The following is a 16,619-nucleotide window of genomic DNA, read 5'->3' as shown; positions in this document are numbered from 1 at the left end:
GGTACCTGAGACGCGCGGTGCCCCGGTCCCGACGGACCGGGGCACCGCGCGTCCACGGGCTCACTCGCCCCGCTGGGCCTCCAGCCGCTCGTTCAGCGAGGCCAGGAGGTGCTCCGCGCGGGGCAGCGCCCAGTCGGGGGCGGCGCCCTCCGGGAGGGCGCGGACCTCGTCCAGCACGGCGCCGATCCGGGCGACGGCCGCGGTGAGATCACCGAGGGCGCCCTCGTTCCACGCGGCGGCGTGCAGGCACTGCAGGCGTTCCTCCAGGCACCCCGGCCCCAGGCCGGCGTAGAGGCCGGCCGCCCGGTCCCACAGGGCCACCGTCTCGCGCCGCAGCGCGAGCAGCTCGGCGTCGGTCAGCGGCTCCGGCGGCGTCGCCCCGCCGTCCTCGCCGTCGCCGTCCTCGTCGTCCTCGTCGTCCTCGTCGTAGGCGTAGTCGTCGTACTCCACGAACGCGTCGATCCGCTGGTCGAGGACGCGGCCCAGCTGCTGCCAGGTCTGGGCGAGTTCGTAGCGCAGCGGCGCCTCGGCCTCCGCCCCCGCCCCGGCCTCGCCGGAGTCCGGCGCGGCCAGCGCCGTCTCCAGCACCTCCACCGCCTCGTCCATCCGCGTGCGCGCCGCCGCCACCCGCGCGTTGTCGACGTCCTCGCGCAGCTCCAGCCAGGCCAGCGAGCGCAGCATCCGCACCGTCGCGACGGGCGCGTCCCCGGTCGCCCGGCGCAGCTCCAGGGCCCGCTCGTACGCGGCCCTCGCCTCGTCCGTCATACCGGCCGACGACAGGGCGTCGGCCGCCGACTGGGCCAGGCCCGCCTGCGGACGCGGATCGTCCCAGCCCTTGGCGGTCTCCGCGGCCAGCAGGTACTGCTCGGCCGCGCCCCGCCGGTCGTTCACGTCGTTCAGCAGGCCGCCGAGCAGCTCCCGGGCGAACACGGCCTGGTGTTCGCCGTGCTCCAGCAGATCCGGCAGCGCCGACTGGAGGACCTCGACCGCCTCCGCCGTCCGGCCGGTCGCGCCGTACGCGCGCGCCAGCCGCAGCCGGGCCTGCGCCCCGCCCGACTCGGCCAGTCCGGCCTGGTCGAACCAGTGGGCGCTCTCCAGCGCCAGCTCCGCCGCCTCCGCCGCCGTGTCGCCCCGCTCGAGCAGGATCGCGCACAGCGTCAGCCGGACCGCGCCCTGCGTCTCGGCGTCGGTGACCTCGCCCGCGTGCGCGAGCGCGGCGCGGACCGCCTCCTCCGCCTCCGCGGGCCGGCCCAGCCGCATCAGGATGCTGCCGCGCTGCGCCAGCGGGTCCACCGCCAGCCACGGCCGTCCGGCCGCGATGCCCCGGGCCGCGGCCGAGGCCAGCAGCGTCTCGCCGCGCTCGGCGTCTCCGTCGTGCAGGACGAGGTGGGCCAGCAGTTCCTCGGCGTCGAGGACCAGGTCCGCGAGGTCGGGGTCCGCGCCGTAGGCGGCGACGAACCCGGCCAGGGCGGCCGCTGTCCCGTCCTCCCCCGTCTCGTCCGCCTCGCCCGAGGCGGACGCCAGGTGCGCCTCGGCCCGGATCCGGGTCAGCTCCGCGGTGGCGATGCGCCGGGCCCGCATCGGCTCGTCCGCGCCCAGCGCCTGCGCGGCGGCGGCCGCTTCGGCCAGCAGCGCGCGGGCCTCCTGCGGTTCCGCGCCGAACTGCAGCGCGGCCGTGGCCAGTCGCAGCTGCGCCAGGACCGCCCGTTCCTCCTGTCCGGCCGCCCGCTGGGCGTCGCGGACCAGCGCGAACCGCTCCCGTACGGTCGGGTCGCCGGCCCGGGCCGCCGCCAGCACGCGGTGCTCCAGCAGATCGGCGGTCAGGGCGGCGTCCACCGCCTCCCCGGGCTCCGTCTCCGCCCGTCGGCCCACCTGCTCCCACAGCTCGTCGGCCTGGGGATGTCCCTGCGCACGGGCGGTGCGCGCCCGCGCCACCAGGCCGGCGAAGTCCTCGGCCGCCGCCGCACCCGCCGCGGCGGACTCCCCGGTGCGCGGCGCCGGTACGGTCGCGGCGCCGGCCCCCGGCTGTGGGGGCATTGCGGCGACCCGCACCCCCAGCGGCAGCACGGCCAGCAGCGGTTCCCGCCCGACCCGGTCGGTCAGCCGCTGCGAGACCCGGGGGTTGCCGTTGCGCACGTCGAAGCGCCGGGCGATGTCCATCGCGTCGGTGTGCAGGACCGCGTAGAGCTCGTCGGCCGTGCGGGGGGTGCCCTCGAACGCGACCGTGGGCCGGTCCCCGTACCCCAGCGCGGACAGCCGGCGCAGCAGCACCAGGACGCCGCCGTAGAACGACAGCCGGGCGTCGAGGTCGACGAGCGGGCCCAGGTGCGCGGCGTGCTCGGCGAGGATCTCCAGGCCGCGCGCCTCGTTGCCGGTCAGCGCGCAGAACTCGATGTGGTGGCCGATGGAGCGCAGCAGGCTCTCGTTGCCCCGCGCCATCCGGTAGCCGCGCAGGTGGTGGGAGCGCGCCTCGTCGAGGCGGCCCAGGCGTACCAGGGGGAGCAGGGACTGGGCGAGGACCCGGTGCGGCTCCTCGGCGCAGGTGTGGTCGCCGGCCAGGACCGGGTTCCAGACCTCGACGGCCTTGGCGTCCTCGCCGTGGCGGGCCCAGAACCAGCCCTGCGCGTTGAGTTCGCAGGCGTGGCAGTCGCTCATGCTGTCGCGGTCGGCCGCGGTCCAGCGGGTCATGGCCCGCTCGGCGCCCTCGTCGTCGCCGGCCGCCTCGGCGAGGAACAGCTCGGCCTTGCGGACCGGCCGCTCGTTGTAGCCGGCGAGCCGGTAGCGCCGCTCCATGTCCGCCAGCCAGCCGCGCGCGGTCTCCAGCGACAGCTCCGGGGAGCTGTTGATCGCCGAGGCCACCCACTTGAACTGCCAGAACAGCGAGTGCGTCTCCCAGTCGGAGAAGGCGCCGGGGTCGCGGTCGTACTCCTGGAGCAGCCGGGCGAACGGCACCAGCAGCCGGGTCCGTTCGGCGCTGTACTCGTAGGCGTCGATCTGGTGGTCCAGCGCCTCGCGGAACAGCTGCCGGTCACCGGTGGCCTCGGCGGCCGCGGTCAGCGACTCGGCGTGGGCGTTGCGCGTCGCGCCGCCCGGCAGCTGGCGGTTCTCGTGGAAGCCGCGCCGGATCTCGTCCGGAGTCATGGTGCTCAACGGTGGTCCCCCTCGGTGTCGGCCGCGGAGTCGGCCGCGTTCGTGTGCGTCGCCCATTCCAGGAGCCCCAGGAAGGCCCGGTTGAGCAGGGTGGAGTCGGCGGGGCGCAGCGGGCGCTGGGCCATCAGCAGCGCCTGCCCGTACAGCGATTCGACGGCGGTGCCGGTCAGCGCGGCGTCGGGCAGCGCGGCGATCCGCCGGATCAGCGGGTTGTTGTGGTTGAGGACCAGGCGGGCGCGCGGCGCGGAGCCGCGCAGCGAACCGAGGATCCCCGCCCACAGGGAGTCGGCGTTCTCCTGGGCGACGGCCCGGTCGCGCTCCTGGCGGGCCTGGCGGTCGTCGAGGTAGAGGGCCGGGACGGACACGGGCTGGAAGGCGCGCAGGACCACGTCGCAGCTCTGCGCCTCCAGGCGGGTGCGTGCGGTGGACAGGAAGGGCGCCAGCGCCAGTTCGGCTGAGGTCGGGACGGGGTCGAGCCGGTCGGTGACGGCGCCCGCGTCCAGCTCGGTGACCTTCAGGCCGGGGCGTACGGAGGGCAGCAGCGCCAGCAGGTCGGCGTCGTAGGTGTAGCCGGCGTTGATGACGCCGAGGCCGTGGGCCGCGGCGATGGGGGCGATCTGGCGGAACTCCTCGACGGTGCGCGTGAAGTGGATCTCGGTGTGCGCGGCCGAGAACTCCTCCAGGCTCATCGAGCCGTCGCTGGTCTCGAACGGCAGCCACGGCAGCATCAGGCCGAGCAGCTCCGCGTCGTGCCGGGCCAGGGACTTCACGCCCAGGTGGTGGACGCTCAGGAAGGTCGCCAGCCGCTCGGGCTCGCTGGCGGCGAGCTCGGTGAGCCACGCGCGGATGCGGGCGCCGAGCGCGTCGCGGACGGCGGCGAGGGTCTCGTCGTCGTAGAGGTTCTCGCGGGAGGCGGTGGGCCGCAGCGCGTCGGTGTCCAGGACGGCGCGGACGAAGAAGGCCCAGTCCGGCAGCAGGTTGTCGGCCTGGTCGGTCAGGAGCATGCCCTTGAGGTGGACGCGATGTCCGGCCCGGTGGGCGGGGCTGGTGGGCTCGGGCAGCACGTACGCGACGCCGCGCACGCCGGCGACGGGCAGGTCCAGGTCGATGCTGTCGAGCGGGCTGAAGCCGAACAGCTGGGAGCAGTGCCCGGCGAGCGCGACCCGGCGGGCCGCGGGGGTGGGGAAGGGCCGGTCCCAGACCGCCGGGCGGTCGGTGACCGGGCGCGGCTCGGCGCCGCTGCCGTCGTCGAAGGTGATGTCGTACGGCAGGAGGCCGCCGAAGTCGCGCGCGAGCTGCTCGACCTTGGCGGGCACCAGCCACTCCTCGGCGCCGGGGCGGGCCTGGAGGTGGACGGTGGTGCCGGGCTCGGGGCGGGCCTCGTCGGGGAGTTCGCGCACGGTGTACGAGCCGTCGTCGGTGGCCAGCCACTCCACGGGGCGGGCGTGGGGGTCCTTGGCGGAACGGGTGACGACGCGGATCTGGCGGGCGACGACGAAGCAGGCCAGCAGGCCGATGCCGAACTGCCCCAGGAATTCCTGGCGGGTGGTCTCCAGGCCGTGCTCACCGCCGCGCTTGGAGCTGCGGCCGATGGTGGCGAGGAGGGAGTGCGCCTCGTCGGCGGTCAGGCCGATGCCGCTGTCCTCGATGCTGACGTGTCCGTCGGTGGCGGACAGGCGGATCCGGACCTCGGCGCCCGGCTCGTGGGCGTGGCGGGCGGTGACCGCGTCCACGGCGTTCTGGAGGAGCTCGCGGACGTAGACGCGGGGGCTGGAGTAGAGGTGGTGGGACAGGAGGTCCACGAGGCCGCGCAGGTCGACCTGGAAGCTGTTGACGGTCGTCATGGGAAGTCAGCGTAGGGCGACGATCTGACAATCCCTCCGGGTTTTTCGGTGCCGTGTGTCACGCCGTCATGTCACGCCGACAGGCACACCGTCATGTCACGGCAGCCGCAGGAACTCCGGGGGGACGGCGTCCACCAGCCACACGCCGTTCGCGCTGATCCGGAACACGTGCCCGGCCGCGCGCATCGCGCCCGCGTCCACGCTGAGCACGACGGGGCGACCGCGCCGCGCGCCCACCCGGGTCGCGGTCTCCCGGTCGGGTGAGAGGTGCACGTGGTGGCGGCGCATCGGGCGCAGCCCCTCGGCGCGGATCGCGTCCAGGGCGGCGGCGACGGTGCCGTGGTAGAGGTACGCCGGCGGCTCGGCCTCCGGGAGGTCCAGGTCGACCGGGACGGTGTGGCCCTGGCTGGCGCGGATGCGGGTGCCGGACACGGCGAAGCGCTGCTTGTCGTTGGCGGCGACCACGTGGTCGAGCTCGGCCCGGGTGATGGGGAAGCGGTGGGCGGCGGCCGCGGCCAGCAGGTCGTCGATCTCCACCCAGCCCTGTGGGTCGAGCACCAGTCCGATCCGCTCCGGCTGATGCCGCAGGTGTTTCGAGACGTATTTGGACACCTTCACGGTGCGTCTGTCGTCCATGGCCCCAGCGTGCCCGCTCGGGGACCTCCTCGGCAGCTGATTTCCGCCCCTCGGACCCCCTACCACTCTTCCGGGATACGGAATACATTTTCCGTTGCGGCTCGGATGGGGAGCCGCTGCCCCCAGGGAGAACCCATGACACCTCACACCTCACTGGCGCGCCGCGCGGCCGCCGAACTCGTCGGCACCGCGGGCCTGCTCGTGGTGGTGATCGGCTCCGGCATCCAGGCCGCCGCCCTCAGCGCCGACACCGGGGTCGCGCTCGTCGCCAACTCGCTGGCCTCCGCGATCGGGCTCGGCCTGATCATCACGCTGTTCGGCCCCCTCTCCGGCGCCCATCTCAACCCCGTCGTCACCCTGACCGCGTGGTGGAGCCGGCGCACGGGCGCCGGGGCCGGCGGCGGGGCCGGTTCCGACGCCGACGGCGGCGCCGGGGCCGGCGGCCTGACCGGACGGGAGGCCCTCGTCTACACCGGCGCCCAGCTCGCGGGGGCGGTTGGCGGGGCGCTCCTGGCCGAGGCCATGTTCGGCCGCGCCCCCGGCACCCTGGCCACCCAGGTCCGCGACGGCGGCCACCTGCTGATCGGCGAGGTCGTGGCCACCGCCGGCCTGGTCCTCGTCATCCAGGGGCTCGGCCGGATCGGGCGCCCGCGGTTCGTCCCCGTCGCCGTCGCCGCGTACGTCGCCGCCGCGATCTGGTTCACCTCCTCGGGGTCCTTCGCCAACCCGGCCGGCACCCTCGGGCGTGCCTTCAGCGATTCCTTCACCGGTATCGCCCCGCAGTCCCTGCCCGGCTTCGTCGCCGCCCAGCTGATCGGCGGCGCCCTCGGCCTCGCCCTCGCCGCGGTGCTCTACGGAGGCCGCTCCGCGATCAGGACCGAAGCCGCGGCGCTCAACCAGAACTACGAAACGGTCAGTTGATTCACAGGCTCGTCCACAGGATGACGTACTTGTCCACAGCCGATTCGCCGGGTTTTGTCACTGAACGGGTGGCCCGGCCTGTGGAACACCGGCCCGCCTGGCGAGATCGTTCATCATGCGGGCCTGCAGCTCCCGCTCCGTCGCGGCCCTGACGAACGCCGCCACGTGCTCGGGCCCCACCAGCTCCTGCACCGCCCGCACCGTCTCGGCGGGCAGTGCCACCGGAGCAGGACCCGTCTCCCCCCACGCCCCCGGCGCCCCCAGATGCCGCTGCAGATGGCGCGTGGCGAACAGCCGCATCGCCCGCGCCAGCTCCGCGTCCACCGTCTGCTGCGCCAGCGGCCGCAGCCGCCGCACCATCGTCGCCGCCTCCGCCGCGTCCGCGTCGGTGGGGGGCACGTGGCCCAGGTAGCGGGCGAAGACGTGCTCCGTGGTGAACTCCAGGAACCGCGAAGCGATGTGCTCGACCTGCCCCCGGAGCTCGCGCAGGTGCCCGGTGATGGCCGACAGCGGCACCCCGGCCGCGTACAGCTCGGCCGCCACCGCCAGCTCCTGCGGCGAGGGCACCAGGAACTCGTCCGGGCGTCCCGGGATCCGCTCCAGCACCCCCAGCTCGCAGGCCTCGTCGACGGCCACGTCGTCGGGCCGGCCGCCGAACCGCTCGTTCAGCTCGGCCCGCGAGATCCGCGCCGCCTCCTCGTCCGTCCACGGCCCGTGCACCTCGGCCACCAGCCCCAGGACACCGCCCAGCCCCCGCCCCGCGTCCCAGGCCTCCAGCAACTCCTTGATGGAGGCGAGCGTGTAGCCGCGGTCCAGCAGATCGGCGATCTGGCGCAGCCGCGCCAGATGGGTGTCCCGGTACACGTTGGACCGGCCGCGCCGCTCCGGCCTGGGCAGCAGCCCGCGGTCCTGGTAGGCGCGGATCGTGCGCACCGTCGCACCGCTGCGGTGCGCCAGATCCTCGATGCGGTACTCGGCTGCTGCCTGATCGGACACTCCCGGCTCCCTACGACACGGCGGCTCGGCCGGCCACGCCCGCCGCGCCCCGGGCGGCAGGCGAAGCCGCCAGGTACTCGACCGCCCTGTGCAGCGAGCCCTCCTGCGAGGGATGGTACGACCGCCGGGTGGAGGGGGGTATGGCCGTGCCGTGCCCTCTCACCACCCGGTCCGGACCGGCCGCCTGCCTGCTCACAGCCGGGGTTCCAGCTTCGCCAGTGTCCGCAGCACCCCCGGGGCGAAGCGGGACAGCAGCCGGGCGCCCTTGGACTCGGGCGTCACCGGCACCACCGCCCGGTTGTTCACCACGGCCTCCAGGATCGCGTCGGCGACCTTCTCCGGCGGGAAGTTGCGTATCCCGTACAGCCGCGAGGACCGCTCCTGGCGGCGCTTCTCCTCCGCCGCGTCGACCCCGGCGAACCGGGCCGTGGAGGTGATGTTGGTGTTCACGATGCCGGGGCAGATCGCGGACACCCCGATCGACCGCCCGGCCAGCTCCGCGCGCAGGCACTCCGACAGCATCAGCACCGCCGCCTTCGAGGTGCTGTACGCGGGCAGCGACTTGGACGGCAGGTACGCCGCTGCCGAGGCGGTGTTGACGATGTGCCCGCCCTGCCCCCGCTCGGCCATCTGCTTCCCGAAGATCCGGCAGCCGTGGATGACGCCCCACAGATTGACGTCCAGGACCTTCTTCCAGTCCTCGGAGGTGGTGTCGAGGAAGGCCCCCGACAGCCCGATCCCGGCGTTGTTGACCAGGACGTCCACGATCCCGTACTCGGCGGCGACCTTCGTCGCGAGCTTCTCCATCGCCTGCTCGTCGCTGACGTCGACGCACTCGCCCCACGCCTGCGGCGACCCGATCAGGCGGGCCATGTCGGCGGTGCGCGCCGCGCCCTCGCCATCGCGGTCCACCGCCACCACGCGGGCGCCGGCCTCGGCGAACGCGAAGGCCGTGGCCCGTCCGATACCGCTGGCCGCGCCCGTCACCAGGACCAGCTGCCCGCCGAACCGGTCGGCGTACCGGCCCGCTCCGGCCCGTTCGGGCGCCGGACCCGGCTCCTCGCGGGCGGTGACGAACTCACCGATCCACGCCGCCAGCTGGTCGGGCCGGGTGCGCGGCACCCAGTGCTTGGCGGGCAGGGTGCGCCGGAGCAGGTCCGGGGCCCACAGCTCCAGGCCGTCGTAGAGCCGCTCCGACAAGTAGACGTCCCCGGTCGGCGTGATCAGCTGGACCGGCACGTGGGCGTACGCGTCGGTGCGCGGCCGGCGCATCCGGGCGCGCACGTTGTCCCGGTAGAGCCAGGCGCCGTGCGCCGCGTCCGAGGGCAGCGAGGCCGTCGGATAGTCGCCGGCGGGGACCTTCTCCACGCGCTCCAGCATCTTCGGCCACCGCTTGCCCAGCGGCCCGCGCCAGGCGAGTTCGGGCAGCACCGGGGTGTGCAGCAGGTACACGTACCAGGACTTGGCGCCCTGCCCCAGCAACTGCGCGGCCCGGCGCGGGGTCGGCCGGGACATCCGCTTCTTGATCCAGTGGCCGAAGTGGTCCAGCGAGGGGCCCGACATCGAGGTGAAGGAGGCGATCCGCCCCTCGGTGCGCCGGACGGTGGCGAACTCCCAGCCCTGCACCGAGCCCCAGTCGTGCCCGACCAGGTGCACCGGCCGGTCCGGGCTGACCGCGTCCACGACGGCCAGGAAGTCGTCCGTCAGCTTCTCCAGGGTGAACCCGCCGCGCAGCGGCGCCGGCGCTGTGGACCGGCCGTGGCCGCGCACGTCGTACAGCACCACGTGGAAGTGCTCGGCCAGCCGCTCGGCGACCTCCGACCACACCTCCTTGCTGTCCGGATACCCGTGCACCAGCACCACCGTCGGCCGGCCGGTCTCGCCGAGCTCGACGACGCACAGCTCGACCCCGCCGGTGCGCACCCGGCGCTCGCGCGCCCCCGCAACAGTCATCCCGCTCATGCCGCCTTCTCCTCGGCCCAGCGCCGCACGTGCGGCAGATCGTCATCCAGCCAGAACGCGCTCTCCACGGGATCCCGGGAGTCGGTGACCACCAGGATCTCCTCGAACTTCGCCCCCGTGCCACGGAACCCCAGGTGCGGCTCCACCGCCCACAGACCGGGCTGCGGCGGATGGTCGGAGAACTTGTAGGGACTCCACAGCGGGGACCAGCCCTCGCGGTGCCCGTGCAGGGCGTCGCTCGCCAGCCCCTTCAGCGCCTGCGTGCCGAACCCGAACGCCGTCGGGGACCAGCGCCGCTCCTTGACCCGGTCCACCTTGTGCGCGATCACGCCGAACGGATAGGCCCGGTGGCGGTTGGCGTACCCCTGCCGGGTCATCAGCCGCTCGACGTCCTCGTAGATCTCCCGCAGCGGACGCCGCTCGCGGACCTCGGTCAGGATCAGCTCGCGGTGCACCCGGAGATCGCTCATCAGCCGGTCCTGCACGGGGTTGAGCCCGAGACTGCCCGAGTAGCCGATGTCCGCCGCGAAGCCCTTGTATATCGGGGCGGCGTCGAGGATGAACGGCATCCCCGGCTCCAGCTTCCGGCCGGTGGGAAAGAACTGGAGCGGGATCTTGAAGTCCACGAACGCCGTGCGGTCCCCGAACCAGGCGAACGGCATGTGGAACCAGTCCCGCACCCCGCGCCCGCGCAGCCACTCCCGTTGCAGCCGCGCGGCCTCGCGCTCGGTGATCCCGGGTCGCAGCTGGGCCGCGACCGCCTCCGCGCACTCGTACGCGAGCCGCTGGACTTCCCTGAACCCGCGAAGATCGTCCCCTGTCATGCCAGCACCCGTTCCGGTAGCCGTACGTGCCCGTATGTTGACACTGATGAATGTGACAATGACCGGAGGTCGCGTCAAGGGTCGTGCACGGACCTGTGGAAAACCTCCCCGCGGGACGCCGGCGGGTCAGCCTCCCGTACGGGCATGTACGCCTGAAGGCGGAGACAGGATCCCGCTCCTGGTCTGACGTCCCGCGAGGCCCCGCCCACTACCGTCGGACCCGTGACTGTCATCGCGACTGAAAGCCTGAGCAAGCGGTACCCCCGAGTGACCGCCCTCGACCGGCTCTCCCTGGACATCGGGCCCGGCGTGACCGGCCTCGTGGGTGCCAACGGAGCCGGCAAGTCCACGCTGATCAAGATTCTGCTGGGACTGTCCCCCGCCACCGAGGGCCGTGCCGCCGTGCTCGGGCTCGACGTCGCCACGCATGGCAGCGCCATCCGTGAACGCGTCGGCTACATGCCCGAACACGACTGCCTGCCACCCGACGTCTCGGCCACCGAGTTCGTCGTGCACATGGCCCGCATGTCCGGCCTGCCGCCCACCGCCGCCCGCGAGCGGACCGCGGACACGCTGCGCCACGTGGGCCTCTACGAAGAGCGCTACCGCCCCATCGGGGGCTACTCCACCGGCATGAAGCAGCGCGTCAAGCTCGCGCAAGCGCTGGTCCACGACCCCCAGCTGGTCCTCCTGGACGAGCCCACCAACGGCCTCGACCCCGTCGGCCGCGACGAGATGCTCGGGCTGATCCGCCGGGTCTACACCGACTTCGGCATCTCGGTGCTGGTCACCTCCCACCTCCTGGGCGAGCTGGAGCGGACCTGCGACCACGTCGTGGTCGTCGACGGCGGCAAGCTGCTGCGCTCCAGCTCCACCAGTGACTTCACCCAGACCACCACGACCCTCGCGGTCGAGGTCACCGACTCCGACACCCACCCCGACGGCACCGCGGTCCTGCGCCAGGCGCTCACGGCGGCGGGCGTCACGCTCCACACGAGCCAGGAGCAGGGCCTGCCCGGCGCCGGCCACATCCTCCTCGTCGAGGCCGACGGCGAGCAGACGTACGACACCGTCCGCGACACCGTCGCCCACCTGGGGCTCGGCCTGGTCCGCATGGAGCAGCGCCGCCACCACATCGCGGAGGTCTTCCGCGACCACGACCAGCAGCAGCTCGCCCACCTCGCGCAGAAGGGAGCCGGTTCCGATGGCGCCTGACACCTCGACCCAGATCCACAACATCGGCTACCGGTCCTACGAGGGCGCCCGCCTCGGCCGCGCCTACGCCCGCAAGTCGCTGTACTCGCAGTCCCTGCGCGGCGCCTACGGACTGGGCCGCTCCGCCAAGTCCAAGGTCCTGCCGATGATCCTCTTCGCGGTGATGTGCGTCCCCGCGCTGATCATCGTCGCGGTCGCCATCGCGGTCCCGGGCTCCACCGAGCTGCCCCTGAAGTACACCTCGTACGCCCTGACCACCCAGGTGATCATCGGCCTCTACCTGGCGTCCCAGGCCCCCCAGACGGTCTCCCGGGACCTGCGCTTCAAGACGGTGCCGCTGTACTTCTCGCGGCCCATCGAGCGCGTCGACTACGTCCTCGCCAAGTACGCCGCGATGACCTCGGCGCTCTTCATCCTCACCGCCACCCCGCTGGTGATCATGTACATCGGCTCGCTGCTGGCGAAGTTCGACTTCGGCGACCAGACCAAGGGATTCGCGCAGGGAATGGTGTCGGTGCTGCTGCTCTCGCTCCTGTTCGCCGGCCTCGGCCTGGTCATGGCCGCGCTCACCCCGCGCCGCGGCTTCGGCGTCGCCGCCGTCATCGCCCTGCTCCTGATCCCCTACGGCGCCGTCACCACCGTGCAGGCCGTCGCCTACAGCACCGGCAACACGGGTGCCATCGACTGGATGGGCCTGTTCTCCCCGGTCAGCCTGATCGACGGTGTCCAGACCGCCTTCCTGGGCGGCACCACCAACTTCCCCGGCGGCGACGGACCCTCGGCCGGTGTCGGCATCGTCTATCTGCTGGTCGTCTTCGCCCTCATCGCGGGCTCCTACGCCGCGCTGATGGCCCGCTACCGGAAGGCCGGGCTGTGACCATCATCGACATCGACCACACCTCCCGCTGGTTCGGGAACGTCGTCGCCGTCAACGACGTGACCATGCGCATCGGTCCCGGCGTCACCGGCCTCCTCGGCCCCAACGGCGCCGGCAAGTCCACCCTCATCAACATGATGGGCGGCTTCCTGGCCCCCTCGACCGGCGCCGTCACCCTCGACGGCGCGCCGATCTGGCGCAACGAGCAGGTCTACCGGCAGATCGGCGTGGTCCCCGAGCGCGAGGCCATGTACGACTTCCTCACCGGCCGCGAGTTCGTCGTCGCCAATGCCGAACTCCACGGCCTCGACGACGCCGCCGCCCAGCGGGCGCTGGCCACCGTGGAGATGGAGTACGCCCAGGACCGGAAGATCGCGACCTACTCCAAGGGCATGCGCCAGCGCGTGAAGATGGCCTCCGCCCTCGTCCACGACCCGTCGGTGCTCCTGCTCGACGAGCCGTTCAACGGCATGGACCCGCGCCAGCGCATGCAGCTCATGGACCTGCTGCGGCGCATGGGCGACGAAGGCCGCACCGTCCTGTTCTCCTCCCACATCCTGGAGGAGGTCGAGCAGCTCGCCTCCCACATCGAGGTGATCGTCGCCGGCCGGCACGCCGCCTCCGGCGACTTCCGCAAGATCCGCCGCCTGATGACGGACCGCCCGCACCGGTACCTGATCCGCTCCTCCGACGACCGTGCCCTCGCCGCGGCCCTGATCGCCGACCCCTCCACCGCCGGCATCGAGGTCGACCTCAAGGAAGGCGCCCTGCGCATCCAGGCCGTCGACTTCGGACGCTTCACCGAGCTGCTGCCGCGCGTCGCACGCGAGCACGGCATCCGGCTGCTGACGGTCTCGCCCTCCGACGAGTCCCTCGAGTCGGTCTTCTCCTACCTCGTAGCGGCTTAGAAGGAGCTGGCACCGATGTACAACCCCACCGTCGCCCGGCTCACATACCGGGCCCTGCTCGGCCGCCGCCGCGCGCTGATCCTCTTCGCGCTGCCCGCCCTGCTGATCGCGATCTCGCTCGCCGTCCGCGCCTTCACCGGCGTCGACGACAAGGTCGCCGCCGACCTCCTCGGAGGCTTCGCCCTCGCCACGATGGTCCCGCTGATCGGCGTCATCGCCGGTACCGGCGCCATCGGACCCGAGATCGACGACGGCTCGATCGTCTACCTGCTCGCCAAGCCGGTGAAGCGGCCGACGATCATCATGACCAAGCTGATCGTCGCGATCGCCGTCACCATGGTGTTCTCCGCGGTCCCCACGCTGATCGCCGGATTCATCCTCAACGGCAACGGCCAGAACATCGCCGTCGCCTACACCGTCGCGTCCCTCGTCGCCTCGATCGCCTACAGCGCGCTGTTCCTGCTGCTGGGCACCGTCAGCCGGCACGCGGTCGTCTTCGGCCTGGTCTATGCCCTGATCTGGGAGTCGCTCTTCGGCAGCCTGGTCGACGGCGCCAAGACCCTCAGCGTCCAGCAGTGGTCCCTCGCCCTCGCGGAGAAGGTCGCGGGCCAGGGGTACGTCGACTCCGCCGTCGGCCTGCCCACCGCGGGCATCCTGCTCGTCGCCGTCACCGTCGGCGCCACCGTCTACGCCGGCCAGAAGCTGCGCCGCCTGACGCTGGCGGGCGAGGAGTAGGCACCCGCCGCACCCGTCGCACACACGGTGCCCCGCCCGGCCCACCGACCGGGCGGGGCACCGTCATGCGGGCCATCATCGGGGCATGATGCCGCACACCGAGCCCGAGCCGTCCAGGCCCCTGTGGTCCTGGATACGCTCCGCGCCCGGTACGCACATCTGGCTGCTGATCATCGCCCTCACCAGCCTCATAGTCGTGATCGCCCCCGACCACGTCGATCACGTCCTGCTGCACCGCAACAGCAGCAATATCCACGAGCTGAACCTCCACCCCTTCCGGGCCCTGCTCAGCAGCGCGTTCTGGATCGAGAACCCGGCGTCCCTCCCGCTCTACGCGATGCTCTTCGAGGTCTTCCACGCCCCGGTCGAACGCTGGCTCGGCACTCAGCGCTGGCTCCTGATCGTCGCCACCGCCCACATCACGGCCACCCTCGTCAGCCAGCGGGTCGTCCTGATGGCGATCCAGGACAACCGCGCCCCGCGCAGCATGGTCCACGTCGTCGACATCGGCGTCAGCTACGGCCTCGCCGCCTCCATCGGTGTCCTCACCTACCGGATCCCCGGTCCCTGGAGATGGCTCTACCTCGCCGGCGCCGTCGCGTTCTTCGGTGTTCCGCTGCTCACCGGCGGCACGTTCACCGACCTCGGCCACGCGATCTCCCTCGCCGTCGGCCTGCTCGCCTGGCCCCTGACCCGGCACCCTGTTTCACGTGAAACATGACCGGCGGCGGATCCGCTGGGGTACCGCCTACGCGTCCTCGGCGTTCGCCAGGCCGTGCTGCCACGCCCACGCGGCGATCCCCACCCGGTTCCGCGCCCCGAGCTTCGCCTGGACGTTCGCGAGGTGCGTCTTGGCCGTACCGGCGCTGATGAACAGCTCCGCGCCGATTTCCGCGTTCGTGTACCCGCGCGCCACCAGCCGTACGATCTCCACCTCGCGCTCCGTCAGCGGATGCGGCGCGGTCGCCTTCGGGGGGTCCTGGGCCGGCCGGCTCAGCAGCCGCACCGTGACCTGGGGACTGATCAGGGTGTCGCCCTGCATGGCCGCGCGCACGCCCTCGATCAGCAGCGCAGGCCCCGACCGCTTGAGCAGGAACCCGCAGGCCCCGTTGGCCAGCGCCGTGCGCACGTAGTCGTCCTGGTCGAAGGTGGTCACGACCACGACCCGGGTCTGTGACGCCAGGAGCCGGGTCAGCTCCAGCCCGTCCAGCCGGGGCATCCTGATGTCCGCCAGCAGCACGTCCGGGCGCAGTTCACGGGCCAGCTCCAGGGCGCTCTGCCCGTCGGCCGCCTCCCCCACCACCGTCATGTCCGGCTGCGAGTCGAGGATCAGCCGGAAACCGCTCCGGATGTCCTTCTGGTCATCGGCTATCAGAATGCGTGTGATCACCCGGCCATGATCACCTCTGGGGAGATCCGGTGGCCGGGAAAACAGCCGAAACCCGCCAACCGCCGCCCGCCCCACCGGGACCGGCGCTCAGGATCCCACCAGCCGCCTCCACGCGCGCCCTCAGGCCGGCCAGCCCGGTGCCGCCGCCGTGCGGCCGCGCGATCCGGCCGCCGCGGGCCCCGCGCGGCGCCGCGTCGTTGACCACGCTCAGTTCCACGCCGCCCGGCGCCCGACGTACCGCGACCCGTACCCGCGCGGCACCGCGTGCGTGCCGGCGTACGTTCGTCAGAGCCTCCACTGCCACCCGGTAGGCCGTGGTGTCCGCCTCCCGTGACAGCGCTGCCACCGCCTGCGGATCGGCGTCCAGCGCCCCGCCCTCGAACCGGGCGACCAGTTCCGGGAGCGCGTCGAGTCCCGGCGCCGGAGCCGTCGGGCCACCGCCCGCCTCCCGCAGGGCGTGCACCGTGCGGTCCATCGAGGCCAGCGCGCTCAGCCCGGCTGCCTCGATGCGCTCCAGCGCCCGTACGGCCTGCTGCGGATCGCTGTCCGCCACGAAACGGGCTGCCTGCGCCTGTACCACGATCGCGCTGACGTCGTGGGCCACGAAGTCGTGCAGATCCCGGGCCAGTTCCAGCTGCTGGTCGCGTCGTGCGTGGTGCACGGCCTGTCGCATCCGGCTCGCCTGACGGCGCAGGTGCCCGCCGAGGGCCACCGCGCCGAGCGCGGGGACCGCCCAGAACGCCGCGGCCCCCGCGGCCTCCAGCCAGGAACCGTCCCGCCACACCACCGGGACCGGCCACGAGGCCACTGCCGCCCCGCCGATGACACCGGCGATCGTCCCCGACCGAGGCGGGGACCAGCGGGCCACCAGGGCCAGCAGCGGCAGCAGCACCGCCACGCCCGCCAGCGTCCACGCCGTGGGCGCGGACACGAAGGCGCAGACCAACGACACCAGACCGGCGGAGGCCAGGACGGGCGCGTACAAGGTGCTCGGTTTCAGGACCACCCCCCGACCCTACGAGCCCCGTTCGCCTTCCGGCATCTGCCGTTCGGCAGAGCGGGCGCCGTGTCCATCACCTCCCGGCCCGCTGAACGGCGGATGGTTCCCGGGCGCCCGCCCGACCAGGCTTGAGGCATCACCCACCGCATCCCGAAAAGGAC

The 16,619-nt window shown here is 73.0% G+C and carries 14 protein-coding genes; 6 read left to right on the top strand and 8 right to left on the bottom strand.

Annotation, left to right across the window (positions count from 1 at the left end):
- Window positions 1-60 precede the first annotated feature (60 nt).
- The 3 genes from ACIPXB_RS04970 to ACIPXB_RS04960 form a co-directional block, all read right to left on the bottom strand.
- Window positions 61-3,150, bottom strand: coding sequence for a tetratricopeptide repeat protein (locus ACIPXB_RS04970; RefSeq protein ID WP_401444669.1), 3,090 nt, complete (start codon window positions 3,148-3,150; stop codon window positions 61-63).
- Window positions 3,147-4,994 carry an HSP90 family protein gene (locus ACIPXB_RS04965; protein WP_401444666.1) on the bottom strand — a complete coding sequence of 616 codons (1,848 nt, stop codon included), beginning with the start codon at window positions 4,992-4,994 and terminating at the stop codon, window positions 3,147-3,149. Before ACIPXB_RS04965 ends, ACIPXB_RS04970 begins: the two co-directional genes overlap by 4 nt.
- Window positions 4,995-5,090: 96 nt before the next feature.
- A complete protein-coding gene (locus ACIPXB_RS04960; protein WP_401444663.1) occupies window positions 5,091-5,630 on the bottom strand; it encodes an RNA 2'-phosphotransferase in 540 nt (179 codons plus the stop codon).
- A gap of 135 nt (window positions 5,631-5,765) precedes the next feature.
- On the opposite strand from ACIPXB_RS04960, the gene ACIPXB_RS04955 reads away from it, so the two are divergent.
- Entirely contained in the window at window positions 5,766-6,551 is a 786-nt protein-coding gene (locus ACIPXB_RS04955) for an aquaporin (protein ID WP_401444660.1), read from the top strand.
- Between the two features lie 57 nt (window positions 6,552-6,608).
- On the opposite strand, the gene ACIPXB_RS04950 is transcribed toward ACIPXB_RS04955, so the two are convergent.
- The 3 genes from ACIPXB_RS04950 to ACIPXB_RS04940 form a co-directional block, all read right to left on the bottom strand.
- Window positions 6,609-7,547, bottom strand: coding sequence for a MerR family transcriptional regulator (locus ACIPXB_RS04950; RefSeq protein WP_401444658.1), 939 nt, complete (start codon window positions 7,545-7,547; stop codon window positions 6,609-6,611).
- 192 nt (window positions 7,548-7,739) lie between these two features.
- A complete protein-coding gene (locus ACIPXB_RS04945) occupies window positions 7,740-9,500 on the bottom strand; it encodes an SDR family oxidoreductase (protein WP_401445804.1) in 1,761 nt (586 codons plus the stop codon).
- Window positions 9,501-9,505: 5 nt separating this feature from the next.
- Window positions 9,506-10,333 (bottom strand): M24 family metallopeptidase, encoded by an 828-nt coding sequence (locus ACIPXB_RS04940; RefSeq protein WP_401444656.1) that lies wholly within the window; start codon window positions 10,331-10,333, stop codon window positions 9,506-9,508.
- Window positions 10,334-10,555: 222 nt separating this feature from the next.
- On the opposite strand from ACIPXB_RS04940, the gene ACIPXB_RS04935 reads away from it, so the two are divergent.
- From ACIPXB_RS04935 to ACIPXB_RS04915, 5 genes are all read left to right on the top strand, one after another.
- Window positions 10,556-11,548, top strand: coding sequence for an ABC transporter ATP-binding protein (locus ACIPXB_RS04935; RefSeq protein WP_401444653.1), 993 nt, complete (start codon window positions 10,556-10,558; stop codon window positions 11,546-11,548).
- On the top strand, window positions 11,538-12,425 hold the full coding sequence (locus ACIPXB_RS04930) for an ABC transporter permease (RefSeq protein WP_401444651.1): 888 nt from the start codon (window positions 11,538-11,540) through the stop codon (window positions 12,423-12,425). Before ACIPXB_RS04935 ends, ACIPXB_RS04930 begins: the two co-directional genes overlap by 11 nt.
- Window positions 12,422-13,333 (top strand): ABC transporter ATP-binding protein, encoded by a 912-nt coding sequence (locus ACIPXB_RS04925; protein WP_401444649.1) that lies wholly within the window; start codon window positions 12,422-12,424, stop codon window positions 13,331-13,333. The genes ACIPXB_RS04930 and ACIPXB_RS04925 overlap by 4 nt, the downstream gene beginning before the upstream one ends.
- Window positions 13,334-13,348: 15 nt before the next feature.
- Window positions 13,349-14,068 (top strand): ABC transporter permease, encoded by a 720-nt coding sequence (locus ACIPXB_RS04920; RefSeq protein ID WP_401444646.1) that lies wholly within the window; start codon window positions 13,349-13,351, stop codon window positions 14,066-14,068.
- Window positions 14,069-14,153: 85 nt separating this feature from the next.
- The gene (locus tag ACIPXB_RS04915; RefSeq protein ID WP_401444643.1) at window positions 14,154-14,789 is read left to right on the top strand and encodes a rhomboid-like protein; all 636 of its coding nucleotides are present in this window, start codon (window positions 14,154-14,156) and stop codon (window positions 14,787-14,789) included.
- Window positions 14,790-14,816: 27 nt separating this feature from the next.
- Here the strand turns inward: ACIPXB_RS04915 and ACIPXB_RS04910 are convergent, their stop codons facing one another.
- Both ACIPXB_RS04910 and ACIPXB_RS04905 read right to left on the bottom strand, forming a co-directional pair.
- A complete protein-coding gene (locus ACIPXB_RS04910) occupies window positions 14,817-15,458 on the bottom strand; it encodes a response regulator (protein ID WP_401444640.1) in 642 nt (213 codons plus the stop codon).
- A 10-nt stretch (window positions 15,459-15,468) separates the two neighbouring features.
- Window positions 15,469-16,464: a sensor histidine kinase gene (locus ACIPXB_RS04905; protein WP_401444638.1), complete on the bottom strand. Its 996-nt coding sequence runs from the start codon at window positions 16,462-16,464 to the stop codon at window positions 15,469-15,471.
- Window positions 16,465-16,619 lie beyond the last annotated feature (155 nt).

Origin of the sequence: Streptomyces sp. NPDC090022, from assembly GCF_044748145.1 — a bacterium.
Classification (GTDB): domain Bacteria; phylum Actinomycetota; class Actinomycetes; order Streptomycetales; family Streptomycetaceae; genus Streptomyces.
This window is presented reverse-complemented; position numbering and strand designations above follow the sequence as displayed.

Excerpts from the sequence above, each read along its gene's own strand:
- ACIPXB_RS04960 (WP_401444663.1), bottom strand. The coding sequence starts at position 5,630 with ATGGACGACAGACGCACCGTGAAGGTGTCCAAATACGTCTCGAAACAC.
- ACIPXB_RS04920 (WP_401444646.1), top strand. The coding sequence starts at position 13,349 with ATGTACAACCCCACCGTCGCCCGGCTCACATACCGGGCCCTGCTCGGC.
- ACIPXB_RS04940 (WP_401444656.1), bottom strand. The coding sequence starts at position 10,333 with ATGACAGGGGACGATCTTCGCGGGTTCAGGGAAGTCCAGCGGCTCGCG.
- ACIPXB_RS04915 (WP_401444643.1), top strand. The coding sequence starts at position 14,154 with ATGATGCCGCACACCGAGCCCGAGCCGTCCAGGCCCCTGTGGTCCTGG.
- ACIPXB_RS04955 (WP_401444660.1), top strand. The coding sequence starts at position 5,766 with ATGACACCTCACACCTCACTGGCGCGCCGCGCGGCCGCCGAACTCGTC.
- ACIPXB_RS04965 (WP_401444666.1), bottom strand. The coding sequence starts at position 4,994 with ATGACGACCGTCAACAGCTTCCAGGTCGACCTGCGCGGCCTCGTGGAC.
- ACIPXB_RS04930 (WP_401444651.1), top strand. The coding sequence starts at position 11,538 with ATGGCGCCTGACACCTCGACCCAGATCCACAACATCGGCTACCGGTCC.
- ACIPXB_RS04945 (WP_401445804.1), bottom strand. The coding sequence starts at position 9,500 with ATGACTGTTGCGGGGGCGCGCGAGCGCCGGGTGCGCACCGGCGGGGTC.